This is a genomic window from Paenarthrobacter sp. 10N417, assembly GCF_056394745.1.
Genome location: NZ_JBFTIL010000005.1, coordinates 80,475 through 98,762, shown reverse-complemented (window position 1 = coordinate 98,762; position 18,288 = coordinate 80,475). Strand labels below are relative to the sequence as shown.

The following is an 18,288-nucleotide window of genomic DNA, read 5'->3' as shown; positions in this document are numbered from 1 at the left end:
CGGGCAGCGCCCCAGTGTTGCTGCTACCTTCCCACGAGGCCCATATGCTGATCGTTGTAGCGGTTGCCCTGCACCCCGATCCGGCTGGCCATGGCATCCAGATCGGCAACTTCATCAGCGGAGAGCGGAACACTGGTTGCGGCAGCATTCTCTTCGAGCCGTTCCCGACGTCGTGTGCCCGGGATCGGGACAATCCATGGTTGCTGCGCGAGAAGCCAAGCCAGCGCGATCTGACCGGGTGAGGCACCTTTCGAGGCCGCAAGTTCGGCCACATGATCCACCAGGGCCTGGTTGGCCGCGCGGTTTTCTGCGGTGAATCGAGGGATAGTGCCGCGGACGTCACCCGGCGAAAATTGGGTGGACGGATCCACGGTGCCCGTGAGGAATCCCTTGCCGAGCGGGCTGAACGGGACAAAACCAATGCCGAGTTCCGCGAGCGTTGGCAGCACCTCAGGTTCCGGATCCCGTGTCCACACCGAATACTCACTCTGGACAGCGGTCACGGGAAAGACTGCGTGCGCTGCACGAATAGTGGCAGCGGAGGCTTCGGACAGGCCGAAGTGGCGTACTTTGCCCTCCTGGACCAGCTCGCCCACAGCTCCCGCGACGTCCTCAATAGGCACGTTTGGATCAACGCGGTGCTGATAAAAAAGGTCCAGGGCCTCCACGCCAAGCCTGCGGAGCGACTCGTCCGCCACCCGTTTGATCCGTTTAGGAGAGCTATCCAAACCAACGGACTTGCCGTCTTCGATGCGCCAGCCGAATTTCGTGGCAATGACCACCTGGTCCTTGATAGGAGCAAGTGCCTCGCCGACGAGTTCCTCGTTGACGAATGGCCCGTAGACCTCGGCAGTGTCAAAGAAGTTGATTCCGATCTCCACTGCTTCACGAAGCACCTTGATCATCGCCGCCCGGTCCCCCGGGTTGGGGCCGTAGCTTTGGGACATACCCATGCAGCCAAGACCGATGGCGGAGACTTTCAAACCTTGCCCAAGTGTCCGTGTGTGCATGACGCCTCCTGTTGATCCAAGTAACTCGTTTGATCCAGTCAACAACCTTCTCGACGCATATGGGAGGTACTGACGTAAGGGGTACTGCCAGTGCCTTACTACGGGTTATGACCGAGCAAATGGCAACCCGCCCGCCGCTCCTGATAATTTTCGATACACATAGCTCGCCCACAAGCCCTGAATGATTGGTGGTGTTTTCCGTGCCCGCATTCATGGCGCATGCCCGCGAGCTCCACAAACTGGGGCCGGCGAACAACGACCGTCTCTCGGCGGTTCGGGTGGCCCTCAGCGTCGCAGTTCCGGGGCTGGTCTTGATTCTCGTAGGCCGTCCGGACCTGATGATGTATGCAGTGTTCGGCGCGCTCACTGGAATGTACGGACGCAATGAAACCCACCAACTCCGGCTCAAACACCAAGCCCAGGCCGCGCTGGTTCTGGTTGGCGGACTCTCCATTGGCACATTTCTTTCCGTCAACCACATCCACTCCTGGTGGCTCGTGTTGGTGGCAACGCTCTTTGCCGGTGCGGGTTCCTTATATGCAGATGCCGTGCGCCTTAAACCGATCGGGCCGTTCTTCGGCATCCTCGCGTTGGGGGCGTGCGCGTCGGTTCCCACCAGCGTTCCGTTCCTGACGGCGGTGCTGATCGGTGCGGCTTCGGCAGCGTTTTCGATTCTGGTCGGATTCACTGGTTGGCTTCGGCACCGAAAGTGGGAGCCGGGCGCTGCCCGCGACGTCCCCGTCCTCCGAGGATCCTTACGGCAATCTGCCCTTGTTCATGCTGCCCGCTACACCCTCGCCGTCAGTGCTGCCGGCGTGTGTGGAGTTCTCAGTGGGAGCGGCCATCCGCATTGGGCCATGGCCGCAGCCGCCGTCCCGCTGGCTGGCGCGGACCTCCCGAGCCGCGTCCACAGAGGCATCCACCGCATCGTGGGAACGTTCCTCGGGTTGGCGGTAGTCGCCGTCGTACTTTTCCCAACGCCGTTGTCGCCGCTGCAGTATTTCCCCGGCCACGCTGCCGTGGTCCTGGCCGTTGTGGTGGTCCTCTGCCAGTTTCCCACTGAGCTGTTCATGGCGCGGCACTACGGCTGGGCCATGGTGTTCTTCACGCCCGTGGTCCTGCTGATCGCCCAACTGGCGTCGCCCATGGATCCGGGCGTACTGGTGATGGAGCGGGCGATTGAGACGTTCGTCGGAGCGGTGATTGGAATCGCGGTCGCGGTGCTGGTCAGGGCCCCTATCGGTGCGGTTCCTAGGGTTGCAGGGGCCGGCGCGGCGGGCCGGAAGTAAGCTTCGCCGGCAGGACACGCGCAAAGAAGCTCACCACTTTGTATCGCCGTGTCGGGATGGAAACAGCCTTGCCCTTGGCGTTGTCCTCCAGCCCTTCCCGCACCACGCGCTCGGCGCTGAGCCACAGGAATCGCGGCGCCACGGACTTATCCATGCCCATGCGGTCGTGGAATTCGGTGTGCGTGAAGCCAGGGCAAACCGCTGTGACCTGCACGCCCGACTTCCCATACGCAATATTTGCCCAACGGCTGAACGTCACCTGCCAGGCTTTGGCCGCCGAGTAGGTTCCCCTGTTGGCGAAGGCTGCGACGCTCGCAACGTTGATGATCCGGCCTTTGCCACGAGCCAGCATGACTTCAAGCGCCGCGTGGCACAGCTCCAGGGGTGTCTGCACGTGGAGGCGGAGATGCCGCCTTTCGTCCTCCAACTCGTTCTGCTCGAACGACTTCAGCAGTCCGATTCCGGCGTTGTTGACCAGGACATCCACAGGTCGAGCAGCGTCCCGCAGTCGCGCGGCCACCAAGGAAACCCCGACGTCGGTCGTCAGGTCGGCGGACAGAACCTCCGCCGAGATACTGAAGTCGCGTTCGAACTCCTCGGCCTTTTCCTTGAGGCGTTCTTCATCGCGGGCTACCAGGACGAGGTGGTGTCCGGCTTCGGCGAGCTGGCGCGCGAATTCCGCACCGAGCCCAGCCGTGGCGCCGGTGACCAGGGCGGTGAGTTCAGTCGTCATGCGCCTAGACTATGCGCTGAACGCTCCCGGCGCCCTGCCTTTTCGTCAGAGGGTCCCGTGCTCTTCGTCAGAGGATCGCCTGCGTGGCTTGGTGGCGATGATGGCCAGCGCTATCGAGCCGGTGATGCCAAGGATCCACCAAGGGAATCCGGGGTCTGTTGTGGTGGACGGCAGGGTGCGGGTTCCATCAGCGCTGGTGGGTGCGGTGGTTCGTTCGCCCCGAACCAGGAGTCGGTGGCTGTTGATGCCTTTGGGTGTGCAGGTAATGAGCGTGAGGTAATCCTTGCCCTCGACTTTGCGCAAGGCCTCGGTTTGGTCGGGCAGTACCGTGAGGATTTGGTCCACCTTGTAATAGAGAGTTTCATCGAGGACGTTGATGCTGAAGATGTCACCTTCATGGACTTTGTCCAGGTCGTCGAAGAGGGTGGCGTTGACGAATCCGGAATGGGCACTCAAGACACTATGAGTGCCTTTGCCGCCCACCGGCAGCGCGGACCCGAAGAGGTGGCCGGCGCCTTTGGAGAGGGTGTCCTCGTCAGTGCCATGGAAGATGGGCAAATCCGCGTGGATGGAGGGAATGCTGATGCGGCCCATCATCCCTCCAGGCCCCACAGCCAGCATCTCTTTATACGCCTCGGAGCCGGCACCGATGGTGGTTTGCTCGCCTGCTTCATTCAAGGAGTAGGGGTCCCGGAGGGGTCCTGAGGGCAGTTCTTCATTGAACTCGCGTGCCTGGTCCAGCAGGGACTTCTTAGCGGAGGGGTTCATCGTCTGGACAGAATCCACGTAGCCGCTGATCTCGGTGGCATGGATCCGGTCCGAGAACCAGGCTGCGGCCGTGGGATAAAGCAGGATTCCGACGCCGATGACCGCCACCAGCACGATCAGGAGCCGTTGGCGGCTCCACGGTCCGGTCAGATGCCGGAGTCCACGACGGGTGCGGGTTGGTGCCTGTGTCATCAAAATCCTGTAGCTGGGGTGAGTCGGTTGGAAGAGGGCAGTTGTGAAGAGTGCAGCAGTTAAGAAGAGTGCAAAAGGGAATGCAAGTGGGGAAGAGCGCGTGGTTGGCGTTCTTCCCCACTTGGGGTCACTGCGGGGGCCGCGGGTAGCGGCCCCTGCAGTGTTGGTGGTGTTGGTGTTAGTTGTTGCTGGTGCGGCGGTTGCGGACGAACATCAGGGCTGCGCCGACGACGAGGAGGGCACCGGCTGCGTAGAGAATGCCGGTTCCGACGCCACCGGTCAGCGGCAGCTGGAAGCCGCTGTTGGAGGGGATGTTCTTCACTTGCAGGTCGATACCGACCGTGGTGCTGGTGCTGTTGATCAGGAAGGAGACCGGCTCGGCGAGCAGTTCATAGCCTGCCGGGGCGGTGGTCTCTACCAGGTAGTACGTGCGGTAGTCCGGGGTTCCGGGTGCCACGGCGGCGCCGTTGGCCCAGTCCGAGTACCGCAGGCCCGAGATCGTCAGCGTGCCGTCCGCGGCGACGGTGAAGACCGTCTGGCCGTTGAGGTCAACCGGGTTCGTCCCGGCCTTGGCGTCAGCCTGGTTGGTATAAACCGAGAAGGAAGCGCCGGCAAGGGCTGCACCGTTCTCGTTGACCTTCTGCAGCGTCATTTCGCCCCACTTGGTCACGACCGGGGGCGTGACGATCGGGCCACCGGGCTGGCCCGGTGCAACGTTGAAGCTGGCAGCGTTCGGGTACACGAGGGCTTCGTTTTCGATCTCACCGATGGTGTTGACCTTGGTGTTCACCATGACCTGCACACGGGTGGTGTTGTGTGCTGCCAGTTTCACACGGCCGGCGGGGGTGAAGATGACCGAGACGGTGTTGGTCGCGGCGTCGAAGTTCACGGTGTAATCCGTGCCGGCCGTGATCGGGGTGCCGTCAACGAGGGTCGCGGACGCGCCGACGTAGGTCAGCTTCGGGTCCAGGACGTCCACGATCTTGTAGCCATCGATGACGGCTTCGTTCGGGATGTCACCGGTGATCGTGAAGTCGATCTGGTCCCCGAGCTTCACGTCAGGGGCATCCGTGACGGTCTTCTCAGCCCCGGCAACGGAGTTCTTCGGGTAGACGTGGACGTCGTAGATCCAGTTGTCCTTGTTATCCGGGTCCGTCAACGGCACGGACACCAGGAACGGAGCCGACGGCGTCACACCGGCCGGGTAGTTCGTTTCCGTCACCAGGTACAGGCCCACCGGCAACGCGGTGAAACCGGCGGTGCCGGCAGCGTCGGTGGTCTTCGCCTGGCCAGCGCCCAGGCTGTACCCGGCACCGGTGATCGAGGCCGCGGCGTTGGCCGGGGCGAACACGCCCGAGAGGTTGTGCGCGGCGTCCCAGCCGGCGTTGGTGGACAGGTCGATGGTGTTGACCTGCTGGATCGTGAACTCGATACCGGCCAACGGTGTCAGGCCGGTGGTGTCCACGGACGTGCCGTTGTTCGGCAGGCCCGTCGGGGTGGAGGGGCGTTCGAACTTGTGGACCGTGATCGACCCGGTCGTATCCCCATCAACCAGGGGCGCAGCCGAAGCCGGGGCCACGGAGAAGGACATCGCCAACACCGCCCCGGCGATCGTAGCGGCGGCGGTCTTCCAAAGCCGCCCGGTGTTGTGATTACTCACTTGTTTCCTCTTTCATCGTGATGATTTCTAGTGGTGGTACTCGGAGATGGACATGTACCGCCCGGCCCCGCAAACACGCACGCAGGGCAGGGAATTCTTCTTCTAGGTAGTGATCGACTCGTGCGGGCTAGTAGTGGGCTCGTGTCAGGTAGTGGTGGGCTCGTTCCGGCGGCGGTTGGCAGCCATGGCCAGGGTCAGGGCGGCCAGCAGCAGGGCTGATCCGGCGGTGGTGAAGGGCCACCAGCCGATGCCGCCGGACTCGGGCAGCTTCAGTGCCGGCACGTCCCGGACCGTGAGCAGGAAAATCCCGTCCCCGTCGGCGTCGGTGCTGGTCACAACCCCGCCGCCTGCGCCTTGGCCGAGGGTGAGGGCACCGGTGGTGGCGATGGTGAACTTCACTGGTTCGGCGAGCAGGTTGAACCCGGCCGGTGCCTTGGTTTCCTTCAGCCAGTACGTTCCGGGCTGGATTCCTTCGAGTTGGAACCGGCCGGTTTGCCCGGCCACGGCGGTGACGACCGGGCTGGCCAGGAGGGCGCCGGGGGCGCCGTTGTTGTCCACGTGCACGGCCCAGGTGGAGCCGGCCATCGGCACCCAGGTGCCGCCGGAGGACTCGCCGATCTTCTCGATCAACACCTTGCCCGGGGTGCGGTGCGTGGTGGTGCAGTCAGGACCCGGCGCTGCCGAGCCTGGTGCGCACGTCTGCGGTGGCGTGGTGGTCGCCGTGCCCGTCACCATGTTGACGAGTTGTTTGTTCCACGCCCCGGCCTTGACCACGACGCTGTACTTCAAGGTGGCCGTCTGCCCGGCCGGCAACGTGAACGGTGCAGTGCTCAGCAGGGTGGAGGGCGGTACGGGATTGGCTACCGCCACGGGTGTTCCCGTGCCGATCACCAGGGTCGCTGACCCGGACACGAACGTCGCGTCATCCAGGACCTCCCCCAGGTTGTCCTTCAGCACAACCCCGGTGATGGTGCCGCTGATACTCGTGGCCGTGACCGTGTACACGATGGTCTGCCCCGGGCTGACAGACCCGTTCACAGGAACCACCCCGTTGACCGTGGCGGTCTTTTTGATCTTCCACGCCGCCGGTGCGGTGACCTGCGCGTCATCGACCGCCGTGACGGGCAAACCCAGGGGCGGGTTCCCGGTGACCTTCGCCGTGTTGGTCAACAACCCCGTGGTGACATCCGGCGCCGTGACCACATATGTCGCGGTCGCGGTCACGGACTGCCCGGGCAAAAGAATCCCGGGAAGGCCAGGCCAGGCATAGGACAGGGCCGACATCGTGCCGGTTCCGGAGAACTGCGTCTCGGCGATGACCACCGAGGTCAGCGTCACGTTGCCCGTGTTTTTCGCCACGAACGTGTACGTGGCCGTTTCACCGGCCACCAGCGTGGTCTTGTTCACCGTCTTCACCAGCGTGATCGCCGGAGCAGCGGCCGGAGCGACCGTGAAGATGTAATCCTCCACTTCGCCGGAATCGGAGGGTCCGATCGGGAGCTGGACCTGGGCGGTGGCGTAGCCGATCCGGAACCGCGCATACGTCGTCCCCGCAGTCACGGGAGCGATCGACGTCCAGGTCAGTGTGGCGGTCGTGGCACCCGCCAAGAAGGAAGCGCAGGCGCGCTCGGCAGTGTTATTGAAAATCCCGTCCTTGTTGAAATCAATCCACCCACAGGTCATGCCTGCTTTACTGGCCCCGCTGATCGCCACCGTTGTCGAGTAGCTGGTAGCACCCTGCACCATCGGAGCCAGCACCACGCCGTCGTCCATCAGGTCCTGGGCCGCCGTCAGACCCGCATTCGGCGAGGCGGTGCCGTTGGCAACCGTCGCGTTGTCCTCAGTGACGTTCGGCCCAAGAGTCACGTCCGACAGAACAGCCCGGGCAGCACTGCCTTGGTCATAACTGGCCGGAGCATCACCGAAATCCTGCAGAGCGCTCATCGCAATGACGAAGTTGTCCTGGTTGTGGTCTCCGATGTGTGTGATGTCGTTGTCGGTGTAACCGGGCATCGTGCTGCTGACTGGAATGAAGACGCTGCTGATGTTGAAAGTCAACGTGGTCACGATGCCGTTGATGCGGACCGATCCACATCCTGCCGTAGCCTGTGCGTCGACAGGGTCGGGTGTGCCGGTCTGCACACTCGTATTACACGCCGTTCCGGCATTGTTGTTGCTAGTAGTGATGGCGTTGTTTGCCACCGAAAGGTTGCCACCCGACAGCTTGGTCATCGTCAGGCCTGGGGTTGCGAGGTTAAGGACGGCGCTCAACTGGGATTGTCGGTCGACACTCCCGTTGTCAGTTTCATCCAAGTCGACCTCTCCGCCGAGGCCAGCGATGTTGAGCACGGGATTCCTCACCGGCTGGCTGAACGCGATCGTGACGGTCCCCAAGCCGCTACAGGGGCCGGTTGCCGCGCAATTATTGACTGCGTGGGTGGCGAATTCAACAGCAGGGGCCCCGGTTCCTACGTTTTGTGAGAAATCAGAGGCCACATATCCACGGCTGCCGATCGTTGATCGGCCCACCATGTAGGTATAACCCGACTGGCCATAGGTGGTGGTCAGACCAGACCCAGGCATGGAAAGTGTGGCGACAGTACCGGGACCATTGAGGGTCGCCGGGGCGGTCGCGATCTCGTAAGCCTGAGCCGGTGTCCCGAAGCCCAGCGTCCCGAATGAAAGCCCTCCCAGGACCATCATCAACGCGGCAACGAACGCCGTAATCTTCCCAACCGGATACTTCAAGGGGTTCCTTCCAAAGAACAGTGACCCGGTCGACCCCTCAACCGACGAGCAAGACAGTTACATCAAGAGAGACCATCCATTTGCGTCCGGCAGGGTTGGTCTCCAGTCAATGAGTGCGGCGTGGGAAAAGTTCATGCCGCAAAAAACGAAAACTTTTTCTGGCCGCGGATGGAACCATGTCCAAGGGAGAACGATGTCCAGTATTTGGACGAAATTGCGTCATGACTTGGCGCTCAATGGCACTCATTGGACATGAAAGATCAACGCGCTCATCTGAAAATCGAAAGCAGGTCCTTACAGCTCCGTGGGCGCTGGCGACAACGTAGTGAGCAAGCCGGATGGCTATTCCCGGGTGATTGGCTCGTTCCTGAAGTCGAGGACATGCTGAAGACCCAAGCGGAGGGTGGTGAGCTGCAAATGTCTGCCAAGAATCTCGGGGCGTCCCGTGCTTATCACGGCGTTGGAGTCCGCGAAACCATGCAGGATTTCAGTGCCTTTTTCGAAGCGGCAGGCGTGCCGGCTGATGACGGCTCCATGCGGGATCTCGTCGAGGGATGGGCAATGGAAAATGAACGTCTTGAACCGTTCTCCTGCACCGACGTCTATACAGGGCTTGCAACCATGGCGCACTTCGAAAGGCTGATCCATGAAATGTCGCTCGGCCGCAGCGCCGGGCGGAGAAGCCACACGATAGCAACCCTGCACCTCGGATGGTCTGAGGGCGGCAAACTGCTTAATTGGGACATGTTGGCGGAAATGGGAAACATATGCCGAGGCGAATTAGCGGCAGTGGACGCCACTGCCGCCTACCATCGCGGCAGCATTCACACGTTGATGACCCGCAAGCGGGAGAGCTACAAGGCGTTGTTTCGCTGTCTGCAACTCATTGACCGGCTACACGAGGGCATTGGGCGGCGCACGCTCGTGGAATTTTTGGATCTTCCCAGCTCCCGAGCTGAGTGCGACCGGGCCATGGCAGGCCTCCGCTATAGACGGTCAGCCTGATAAAAGGAATGACACGGAATTAGGAAATGTCGCGAAGTCGTGCCCATTTTCGCAACACGATTCAGTGGCAACTCGTACTACATAGGCGTGGCAGCTGCCTGGGGTCGGATCAGGCAGCCAGTCATGAGGAGGCGCCGCCGGATGAAGCAATTTTTCCCGGCGGCGCCTCCGCCAATTTTCCGCTTAAGCGAACTTTGCCAGGGGGTTGACCAACCGGCCAGCCATCTGCAGTCCACCGGACGGATCCGAGATATCGAGCATCTGCTGGTTGTTCCGCAACTGCAGCCTGTTAAGGCAGGACAACTCGAAGTCCGCAGCGAACAGATCATGCATAGCGAATTGGTCCGCTAGTTCCGGATGCCGTTCCTGATATTCGCGAACCACGGCGGCGGCAGTCCCCCAGAACTCGTCTTCACGCAGCATCCCGTGCTCCACAAGGATGGCCCCGAGGAAACGGAAGATGCAGTCGAACACGTCAGTGAAGATCGCGAGGACCATTTCCTCGGCAGGGATCTCAGCCTTGATGCGGGAGACTTTCTCGGGCAAGTCCAGCCGGTCCCCCATGACCACGATTTCCTCGGCAATGTCCTTCATGACCGCCCGTACTGGCACAGCGTCCTCGAGGATCAGGATGACATTCTCGCCGTGAGGCATGAACGCGAGCTCATACTCGTAGAGGCAGTGGATCAAGGGAACGAGGTAGGCCTCGAAGTAGCGGCGCAGCCAGTGAGTTGGAGCCAAACCTGAGCGTTGAATCAGGGATGAGACCAGGGATGCGCCGGAGGAATCCACATGCAACAAGGAGGCCATGGTGGCCAACTGCTGGCCTTCTTTAAGCAGCATGAGGGGACTTTCCCTCCACAGAGCCGAGAGCATCTTCCCGTATGGAGAGCCCTTGGCCGATGCAGCCTCGTAATAGTGGTTGTGGTACCCGATGGCCGCCTTTTCACGGATCATGGCCAAGCCCCGGTTCTGGAGCTCCTGGTCATTGCCGATCAGTTCCTGCAACCAATCGTTGATTGCCGGCGTTGCCTTCATGTACTGAGGAGAAAGACCACGCATAAAACCCATGTTCAGCACTGACAAGGCCGTTTTGACGTACGCCTTCGCCGGCGACGTGGTATTGAAAAACGTACGGATGGACTGCTGCGCCTGATAGGAGTCCTCGCCGCTGCCCAGGTTGACGATGTGGCGCTGGGCGATTTCGGACCCGAACGTCACAGTGAGCTTGTTGTCCCACTGCCAGGGGTGCACCGGCATGAGCAGGTAGTCCTCAGGATCAAGGCCGGAAGCGGCAAGTTCCGCGTTGAACCATGACAGCGTTGCAGCTCCAAGTTCGGCCTCAAAGTGGGTCCGGTAATCCAACCCTGCGCTCGACGTAAAAACGGCTTTGCTACGATGCACAGCGATCCACTGAAGCTTCAACACCGCCCCAGTTTCCGGCGCGAACGCATGGTAATCGGCGATGCCGAAACCCAGCCGGCCGTTGTTTGCAACGAAGCATGGATGCCCCTCGGTCATGCTGTGCTCGATCGCCTGGAAATCGGCCGCCTGGTCCGTGCCGCGGGTGACGCCCGCTGCCAACTCAGCAGAGCTGAAAGGCTTGCCCTGCTTGTAGGCGTGGCTGGCAAGCGTGCTGCTGATTTCCTCGAGGTAGACGGGCAGCATCTCCTGGCGAATGGCCAGTGCCTCGTGGAATTCAGTGATGAAGTCCAAGGCATCCAGCGGCAGCTCCGCACCATCGCGGATTCGGGCAATGGATTCCGGGAAGACGGACCAGTGTTCAAGCGCCAAGAGCCGCGCACGGAAGCGGTACTCAGCGGTGGCGTCGTCGCTGACAACCTTGTACAGCCCGACGCCGGCGCCCTCCTCACGGATCAGCTCCGGAACCAGGATGCGCTCGTGTGAGAATTCGGCGATCGCCTTGCGGACCAAGTGCCTGTTGGCCACGGCCCAACGCTCCGGGGTCAGGTGGGAAACGGAATCAACAGCCGGAGTGGTCACGGTATCGAAAGTGGTGGTCACAGGAAATCTCCTCTGGTCGCCGCGACAGTCGCGGCCAGAATCGGGGTCAAGGTTGCGAGGAAATCCCCTCGCGTGCAGAAGCTCAGGAGCCCCTGCTTGTGGTCTTCGGCAGGATCGACGGCGGGAAGGGTCACCACGCCGTGCGGGCGGAAGCCCACCTTCTGGTTCAGCACATGGATTTTGTGGTTGCGGGCGTCAGGCTCGACGGCGACCCGCCGGGTTGCGGGGTCGGCGAACAGTTCGGCCATGACGGACTGCATGACGGCCGTGGTGTAGCCGGGCCGCGGCTCGCCACAGGGCGGAGACACCAAGAGGTGCATTCCCACGTCGCCGCTCTGGACCTCGTAAACGTCTGCCAACGGCGACGACTCGGGACGGTACCGCTCCATCAGGAAGGCGGGCACGCCGTCGTCGAGCCCCAGAAACACCTGATGGTGACCTGATTCGGCGATTCGCGAGTACTCCTCCACAACGTCCTGCTCGGTTGCCGAAACCATGCCCCAGAACCGTGCATACTCCTGACTTACCCAGCTGTGGAGGACCGGTGCATCCCCTACGGGGTCGACCGGTCGGAAGGTGAAGCTCATACAGGGGCCCGCACGGTGTTCGGAGCTGTTGAAGCAACTGGGGCTGGCGCGCCGAACTGCTGGAACGCGATGCTCCGCTCGATCGGATAGACCTCACGGCCGGTGATTTCCCGCAGGATGCAGGAGTTGCGGTAAGCGGCCATGCCAAGGTCCGGCGTGACGAAACCGTGGGTGTGTAGCTCAGCGTTCTGAACGAAGATTTCGCCGGGTTCGACGCCGGTTCCATAGTTTCGTTCGACGTCGAAGCGGCCCTTGGCGTCGCGGCGGATCCGGTCCTGGATGCCGGCCAGGAAGGCGGGCTCCTTGTAGGTGTAACCGGTGGCGAGAACGACGGCTTCCGACTCCAGGTTGTAATCGCGGCCGTGTTCCTCGTGCCGCAACTGCAGGGTGTGGGTGCCCGTGGTCGCGTCCCATTCAGCCGCTGTTAGCGACGAGTGGGTGTGCAGTTGGGTATCCACCATGCCGGAGAGGCTCTTGGTGTACAGGAGGTCGTAGATGTCGTCGATCAGTTCGGAGTTGATCCCCTTGTACAGGTTCTTCTGCTTCTTGATCAGGGAATCGCGCTGCTCCCCCGGCAGCGAGTGGAAGTAGTCCACATACTCGGGCGAGGTCATCTCAAGCGTCAGCTTGGTGTACTCCAACGGGAAGAACCGCCCCGAGCGGGTCACCCAGTTGAGCTGGTAGCCATACACGTCGATTTCCTGAAGGAGTTCGTAATAGAGCTCCGCGGCACTCTGGCCGCTACCGACGATGGTGATGCTTCGCTTGGACTGCAGCTCACTCTTCCTCGACAGGTAGTCGGCGTTGTGGAGGACAAGTCCGCCACCGTCCACAATCCCTGCACAGAACTCTGGAACGTACGGCGATGTGCCGGTTCCCAGAACCAATTTGCGGGCGCGCAGCACCTCAGCGCCATCCGGACCCTGCACCGAAAGGCGGTACACGCCGTCGTCGTACGCCACATCCAGCACATCTGTGCTAAAACGGACCGACTCCAGTTGGCCCGCCACCCACTGGCAATACTGGTTGTATTCCGCGCGCAGCGGGTAGAAGTTCTCGCGGATATAGAAGCGGTACAGGCGTCCGGTCTGCTTGAGGAAGTTTAAAAACGAGTACGGCGACGTCGGATCGGCCAGGGTGACAAGGTCAGCCATGAACGGGACCTGCAGGTGCGCGGGCTCCAGCATCATGCCGGGGTGCCAGTCGAAGGATTCGCGACGTTCAAGAAAGATGCAGTCCAGGCCTTCCACCGGCTCGCTTAGCGCGGCGAGGCCCAGGTTGAAGGGCCCGACGCCGATGCCGGCGACGTCGTAAATCCTGCTGTTGCCTGGGGTGCTCATGCTGCAGCCTCCATGGTGGTCGCAAGCAGGTTGGCGCCCGTCCGGCGGATAAGTTCGATGATTTCCTGGATGTCCCTTAGGGAGGCCTCGGCGTTGAGGAGGGTGAATTTGAGGTAGTGGCGGCCAGCCACCTTGGTGCCGGCAATTACGGCTTCGCCCGAAGCAAAGATCGCTGCGCGGATGTCAGGGTTGAGGACGTCAGCGGCGTCCTCGTCCAAGATCACGCCGTCAACGGCCGGACGGTAGCGGAACACCAAAGTGCTCAACTGGGGTGTGGCGGCGAGTTCGAACTCGGCGTCATCCACCAACAGGGTTCCCACACGGCCGGCGAGGTCGATCGCTTCGTCGAACAGCGCACCAATGGCATCGGCGCCCATAGTGCGCAAGGTGAGCCACAGCTTCAGGGCATCAAAGCGGCGGGTAGTTTGGATGCTCTTGTCCACCTGGTTGGGAATTTCAGCCCTCGCGGCACTCTCTGGGTTCAGGTAGTCCGCGTGGTAGGTGACGTGGCGGATCATGGAGCCGTTGCGGACCAGGACTGCGCTGGAGCTGACAGGCTGGAAGAAGGTCTTATGGAAGTCAATAGTGATGGAGTCCGCCAGAAGGATCCCGTTCAGGAGGTGGCGGTAGCGGCCGGAGACGATGAGGCCTCCGCCGTAAGCTGCGTCGACGTGAAGCCAGGAATCATAGGCCCGCACCAAGGCCGCCAGTTCGGAGAGCGGATCAACCGAACCAAAGTCGGTAGTCCCGGCAGTGGCCACCACCGCCATCGGCACCAAGCCGGCGTCGTACGCTTCCGCCAAAGCAGCCGCAAGTGCGGTGGGATCCATGCGGTGATCGTCGGAGGTGGGAACGGATATCACGGCATCGAAGCCGAGCCCCAGCATGGAAGCGGACTTCTGGATGCTGAAGTGGCTGTCTGCGGACGTGAAAATCCGGAGGCGGTCAAGAAGGTGGGGCAGGCGCGCGTCGCCATTCGTGGCCCGGAGCTTTGCCACGGCGTGGTTGCGGGCGATCAGCAACGCCTGGAAGTTGGACTGGCTCCCACCTGAGGTGAAGACACCATCGGCATCGGCATCAAAACCGATCCGTCCAGCAGTCCAATCGATGAGTCGCCGCTCGATCATGGTGGCGCCGGCACTCTGGTCCCACGTGTCCATGGAAGAATTCATGGCCGAAAGTACGGCTTCACCAACCAAAGCGGGAATGACCACCGGGCAGTTCAGGTGCCCCGCGTAACGGGCATCGTGGAAGTAGATCGCGTCCTTGAGGTAGAGGTCGTCAAGCTCCTCCAGGGCAGCAGCCGTATCCGGCAGCGGACGTTCAAGATCGATCGCACCAACCCTGGCCCTGAGTTCTGCATGCCCGACGCCGGTAAACGGCCGGGCGGTGCGCTGGACTTTGGTGGAGACAGCGTTGACTCCCTGAAGAACCTGCGCCACATAGCTGGGCGAATTTCGTGCGTTGAACAGCTGGTTTGTGGCAGCGAGGGCCAGCTCCACCTTGGAGCCAAAGTCCTGCTCCTGAGCGATCCGCTCTTCGACACTTGGTGACGTCACGTCAGCTTCCTTCCATCATTGGGCGCTAGTTAGCAAGGCAAGCCTTACTTAGGCTTACCTTTTCGTCAAACTTTTGTGATCTATTTCGCCTGATGCCTGTATTTTCGCCGAATGTGGGGAAAAGGACGCGTCATTGACTTTTGTTGGAAGCTGGCCCCGTGGAAAATACCCCGACCTATAGCCAAGAGCTGTAGAGTCAACGGCACAGAAACTCGACGGTTGGGGGACCAGTGGCTGACGACGTACACGAGCGGATCGGATTCCGCGAGATCGATGAACACGGGAATGCGGTGCGGGCAGTGAGTCCACACGACCCGGAAGCCCCTGAACGGGGGCGGAGTCGGGTACTCGTGAACCCCTTCGTCGTGGCCCTTTGGGTGCTGGACGCTGGGTTGGTGTGGTTTTGCTTCTGGGCTTTCGACGCCGTCGCGGCAATGACCGGTCCGACGGCGCCAAGTCCCTCAGCCCAGGTAAATTTTATGGTCCTTCAGTCCGTGCCCTACGTGATTCCAGGGACCATCCTGGTCACAGCCGCCCTCCTGTTCTGGCACGCCTGGCAGTGGCAGAAGAAACGCTCCAGTACCTAGACGTGCGCCTGACTCCGGACAGCTTTGCGGCGTCCCATCACGAACAGGACCAGACCGGAAAGGATCAGGACAGCAACCGGCAGCAAGGTTAGAGCGACTCCCGTGTTAGCCAATGCTCCAGCCGATGAATTGGTAGCGGTCACGGACTCGCCGGGCTGACCTTGCTCCCCGGGCTGTTTCGAGACGGACGCATTCGGGACGGCCTGTGAAGTGGCCTCTCGTCCTGATTGAACTGCCAGCCGTTGGAAAGCCTCCGCGCTCTCCTTCTGCCCTGTCCGCGGGAATGCCACTGCGGTTGTGGCAGGATGCGTTGTTACCCGCCCGCCTGCCGACGACGTCCCCATAGCTGTTGCCGCGTTAGTGATGTTGCCCGCTTTGACGTCCCACCACGTGAGTTTGTAGCTTGCCGAAGCAGTCACAGTTTCACCAGGCAGCAGTTCACCGGCGACTCCGGGCCACGCGTAGGCCAGTGGCCCGCGGCCCCGCACTTGGTCCTCAATGGAGACCGCCTTGAGGGCGGCGTTTCCGGCGTTTTTCGCAATGAAGTTATACGTGATGACCTGGCCCACCTGAGCGGGATCTCCCACCGCAGAGGCATCCGCAGTCGTGGAGAATTCCAGGCGCGCATCCGGTGACAGCGGTGTATCTGTAGTCACCGGCAACGAGGCCGTGAGGCCGCCGGCGCCTGGAACGCCGGCGAGCGCAGCCGAGTTGGCGACCTTACCGGCGTCGAGGTCTGTTTGGGTGATCCTGTAAGCAGCAACAGCGGTCAGTGTTTGCCCCGGTAGCAACTGGCCTGGGATTCCGGGCCACGAGTATGCCAATTCCGGAAGTCCGGTAAGGGTGTTGTTGATGACCACATCCCTCAATGGCACGTTTCCACTGTTCGTTGCCCCAAAGCTGTAGCGAATCACATCCCCCACCTGCGCCGGCGAGTGGATAGCGGTGGCATCAGCGCCGTGAGTAAACCCGAGGCCAGGAAGCGGGGCAGCGGTGCCAGTTAGAGTGCACCTAATGTCTGCGCCTGCGACAGGCGTAAGGGCGAACGGCCTGTCAACCGCGGCTCCATCAGGCAAACCCGGCTGGAGCCCGGCGGCATCCGTACACGTGATGTTCTGGTGGTAATTGGACGGGATGCCGCCCGATTCCGTGAGGTAGTAGGTAGTGCCTGCGTCGGCCGTAGTCTGACCGGTGACACCACTTCCAGCGGCGATGACTCCCACAGATCCTGAGGTGGTGGAGTTTGCTATCGCATTCACCACTGGCCCAGTGGGAGAGCCCGCACGGATCTCCATGGTGAATTGGTCGGAACCCGTGGCGCGCGCCGTGCTCAGCGCTTTGCCCAGCGTTATCCGGGGAGCCCGGACCACGAGGGACGCCTGCGCGGATGCGTTCAAGTTTGTTGCAATGTCCGTGGATGCGCTGGAATATGTGCCCTCGACCGCAACTGTCACATCCACCTCAACAGTGCACGAGGCCTGACCCCGACGGAGATCGCCGCCGGAGATCGAAAGAGTTCCGCTGCCCGCTGCTGCAGAGCGAAGGAATGGATCGGTTCCGGGAACCTGAACGCACGTTCCCCCGATGTTTGGACGCCCGGCGATCGTCAGTCCGGAAGGGAGCACCTGGTTGATGGACCAGTCATGCTTCGCGTTGAGTTCGCTCGTATTGGTGACAGTGAGGGTCAGGGTGGAAATCCCGCCGGGGCCCACCACCGCGGGCGTGAAGGACACCTTCAATTGCGGAGTCACGTCCATCAGGCTCACATCGTCAAAGGCGCCATCGTTCCCGTTGGTGGTGCCATTGTTGTTCCACATTTCAAGCGACAGGGAGTTTCCGGTGGCTTGGATCGCCGTGTTCGACGTCATCGAGTTGATGTTGACGGTCCTGGTGACGGTTCCTGGAGTTCCGCCGACGTCGCTGGTCACTTGTTGCTGGAAGGACTCCACGTTGGGATCGTCCGAGGTTTGGCACCCGTTAAGTGGATTCCCGATGGCTGTGACCGCCCCAGCACTATCAACCGTGGCGAATTGATAGGACGGATCGCCCGCAGCCAGACCGCAATTCATGTACGCCGTATTCAGGCCAAAAGTGTAATAGTGGCCCGCGGTCACCGGGATGGGGCTCGCCGTCCTGAACATCACTCCATCCGTGGGACCGGCCGGGATGGCATCGCACGCCGATCCGCTGGAACTGCTGGACGGGCATTCAGTGTAAGAGCTGTTGACGTGATTGGTACTGGGAGAAGCTGGGGTGAACTGTTGACCCATGGCCAAGGCCAACATGCGCATGTACTGATAGCTGCGGATATCCGCGAGCTCGGCACACCTGTTGTCCTTGCCTTCGGCCGCCGTTCCGGACTGCGCCCATCTGGGCGTGGTCGAATTCCGGTAGCTCAGGATAACGCCATTGCACCTGGAGGCATCGATCCAAGCTGGAGAACCTGTGTACGACTGGCCGCCTTTGCCAACATAATGCTTTGACCCGGGAGCGGAGTAGGACTGCGCACCCAGGGCGGAGTTGGGGCTACCGTGCTCGAAATTCTCCGAGAACACTACAGTGCCAGGCTGCGTAGCATCGGGCGTCGAGGATGTTGACGGGGTAGGTGGCTTTGATGGCGTTACCGCCTGCGCAGGAGAAAGTTGAAGGCCGCCCAGCGCTGAAGCAGCGGTAAGGGTGGAGAGAAGTATCACCAAGGTTCTGGCCAGGAGAGAATTCTTCACGGCTGTTGCTTATCTTTCCATCGTCCCCAAGCGCCCCAGGCTCAAGTCCCAGGCAGCTGCGC

13 protein-coding genes are annotated in these 18,288 nt (G+C 61.6%); 3 read left to right on the top strand and 10 right to left on the bottom strand.

Translation table 11 applies throughout. The features are described from left to right. Positions 1 to 23: 23 nt before the first annotated feature. Positions 24 to 1,010 (bottom strand): aldo/keto reductase, encoded by a 987-nt coding sequence (locus tag AC1DCM_RS07935; protein ID WP_477517900.1) that lies wholly within the window; start codon positions 1,008 to 1,010, stop codon positions 24 to 26. A gap of 191 nt (positions 1,011 to 1,201) precedes the next feature. Here AC1DCM_RS07935 and AC1DCM_RS07930 point away from each other — a divergent pair, with 191 nt between their 5' ends. Further along, complete coding sequence (locus AC1DCM_RS07930) at positions 1,202 to 2,299, top strand: FUSC family protein (RefSeq protein WP_477517899.1); 1,098 nt, start codon at positions 1,202 to 1,204, stop codon at positions 2,297 to 2,299. Here the strand turns inward: AC1DCM_RS07930 and AC1DCM_RS07925 are convergent. The 4 genes from AC1DCM_RS07925 to AC1DCM_RS07910 all read right to left on the bottom strand — a co-directional run bounded on the left by AC1DCM_RS07925 (position 2,262) and on the right by AC1DCM_RS07910 (position 8,400). After that, complete coding sequence (locus AC1DCM_RS07925) at positions 2,262 to 3,032, bottom strand: SDR family NAD(P)-dependent oxidoreductase (RefSeq protein ID WP_477517898.1); 771 nt, start codon at positions 3,030 to 3,032, stop codon at positions 2,262 to 2,264. The genes AC1DCM_RS07930 and AC1DCM_RS07925 overlap by 38 nt on opposite strands. Positions 3,033 to 3,077: 45 nt before the next feature. Further along, positions 3,078 to 3,992, bottom strand: coding sequence for a class C sortase (locus tag AC1DCM_RS07920; RefSeq protein WP_477517897.1), 915 nt, complete (start codon positions 3,990 to 3,992; stop codon positions 3,078 to 3,080). A gap of 178 nt (positions 3,993 to 4,170) precedes the next feature. Continuing rightward, positions 4,171 to 5,652, bottom strand: coding sequence for a SpaH/EbpB family LPXTG-anchored major pilin (locus AC1DCM_RS07915; RefSeq protein ID WP_477517896.1), 1,482 nt, complete (start codon positions 5,650 to 5,652; stop codon positions 4,171 to 4,173). Positions 5,653 to 5,796: 144 nt separating this feature from the next. Continuing rightward, entirely contained in the window at positions 5,797 to 8,400 is a 2,604-nt protein-coding gene (locus AC1DCM_RS07910; protein WP_477517895.1) for a DUF7507 domain-containing protein, read from the bottom strand. 246 nt (positions 8,401 to 8,646) lie between these two features. Between AC1DCM_RS07910 and AC1DCM_RS07905 the strand changes: the two genes are divergently transcribed. Next, positions 8,647 to 9,405, top strand: a complete 759-nt coding sequence (locus tag AC1DCM_RS07905) for a hypothetical protein (protein WP_477517894.1) — start codon at positions 8,647 to 8,649, stop codon at positions 9,403 to 9,405. 183 nt (positions 9,406 to 9,588) lie between these two features. Here the strand turns inward: AC1DCM_RS07905 and AC1DCM_RS07900 are convergent, their stop codons facing one another. The 4 genes from AC1DCM_RS07900 to AC1DCM_RS07885 are packed head-to-tail and all read right to left on the bottom strand — an operon-like array spanning position 9,589 to position 14,916. Continuing rightward, positions 9,589 to 11,430: an IucA/IucC family protein gene (locus AC1DCM_RS07900; RefSeq protein ID WP_477517893.1), complete on the bottom strand. Its 1,842-nt coding sequence runs from the start codon at positions 11,428 to 11,430 to the stop codon at positions 9,589 to 9,591. After that, entirely contained in the window at positions 11,427 to 12,017 is a 591-nt protein-coding gene (locus tag AC1DCM_RS07895) for a GNAT family N-acetyltransferase (protein WP_477517892.1), read from the bottom strand. Before AC1DCM_RS07895 ends, AC1DCM_RS07900 begins: the two co-directional genes overlap by 4 nt. Beyond that, positions 12,014 to 13,357: a lysine N(6)-hydroxylase/L-ornithine N(5)-oxygenase family protein gene (locus tag AC1DCM_RS07890; RefSeq protein WP_477517891.1), complete on the bottom strand. Its 1,344-nt coding sequence runs from the start codon at positions 13,355 to 13,357 to the stop codon at positions 12,014 to 12,016. Before AC1DCM_RS07890 ends, AC1DCM_RS07895 begins: the two co-directional genes overlap by 4 nt. Further along, a complete protein-coding gene (locus AC1DCM_RS07885; RefSeq protein WP_477517890.1) occupies positions 13,354 to 14,916 on the bottom strand; it encodes a pyridoxal phosphate-dependent decarboxylase family protein in 1,563 nt (520 codons plus the stop codon). Before AC1DCM_RS07885 ends, AC1DCM_RS07890 begins: the two co-directional genes overlap by 4 nt. Positions 14,917 to 15,146: 230 nt before the next feature. On the opposite strand from AC1DCM_RS07885, the gene AC1DCM_RS07880 reads away from it, so the two are divergent. Beyond that, positions 15,147 to 15,503 carry a hypothetical protein gene (locus tag AC1DCM_RS07880; RefSeq protein WP_477517889.1) on the top strand — a complete coding sequence of 119 codons (357 nt, stop codon included), beginning with the start codon at positions 15,147 to 15,149 and terminating at the stop codon, positions 15,501 to 15,503. Here AC1DCM_RS07880 and AC1DCM_RS07875 read toward each other — a convergent pair. After that, on the bottom strand, positions 15,500 to 18,226 hold the full coding sequence (locus tag AC1DCM_RS07875; RefSeq protein ID WP_477517888.1) for a DUF7507 domain-containing protein: 2,727 nt from the start codon (positions 18,224 to 18,226) through the stop codon (positions 15,500 to 15,502). The genes AC1DCM_RS07880 and AC1DCM_RS07875 overlap by 4 nt on opposite strands. Positions 18,227 to 18,288: the final 62 nt, after the last annotated feature.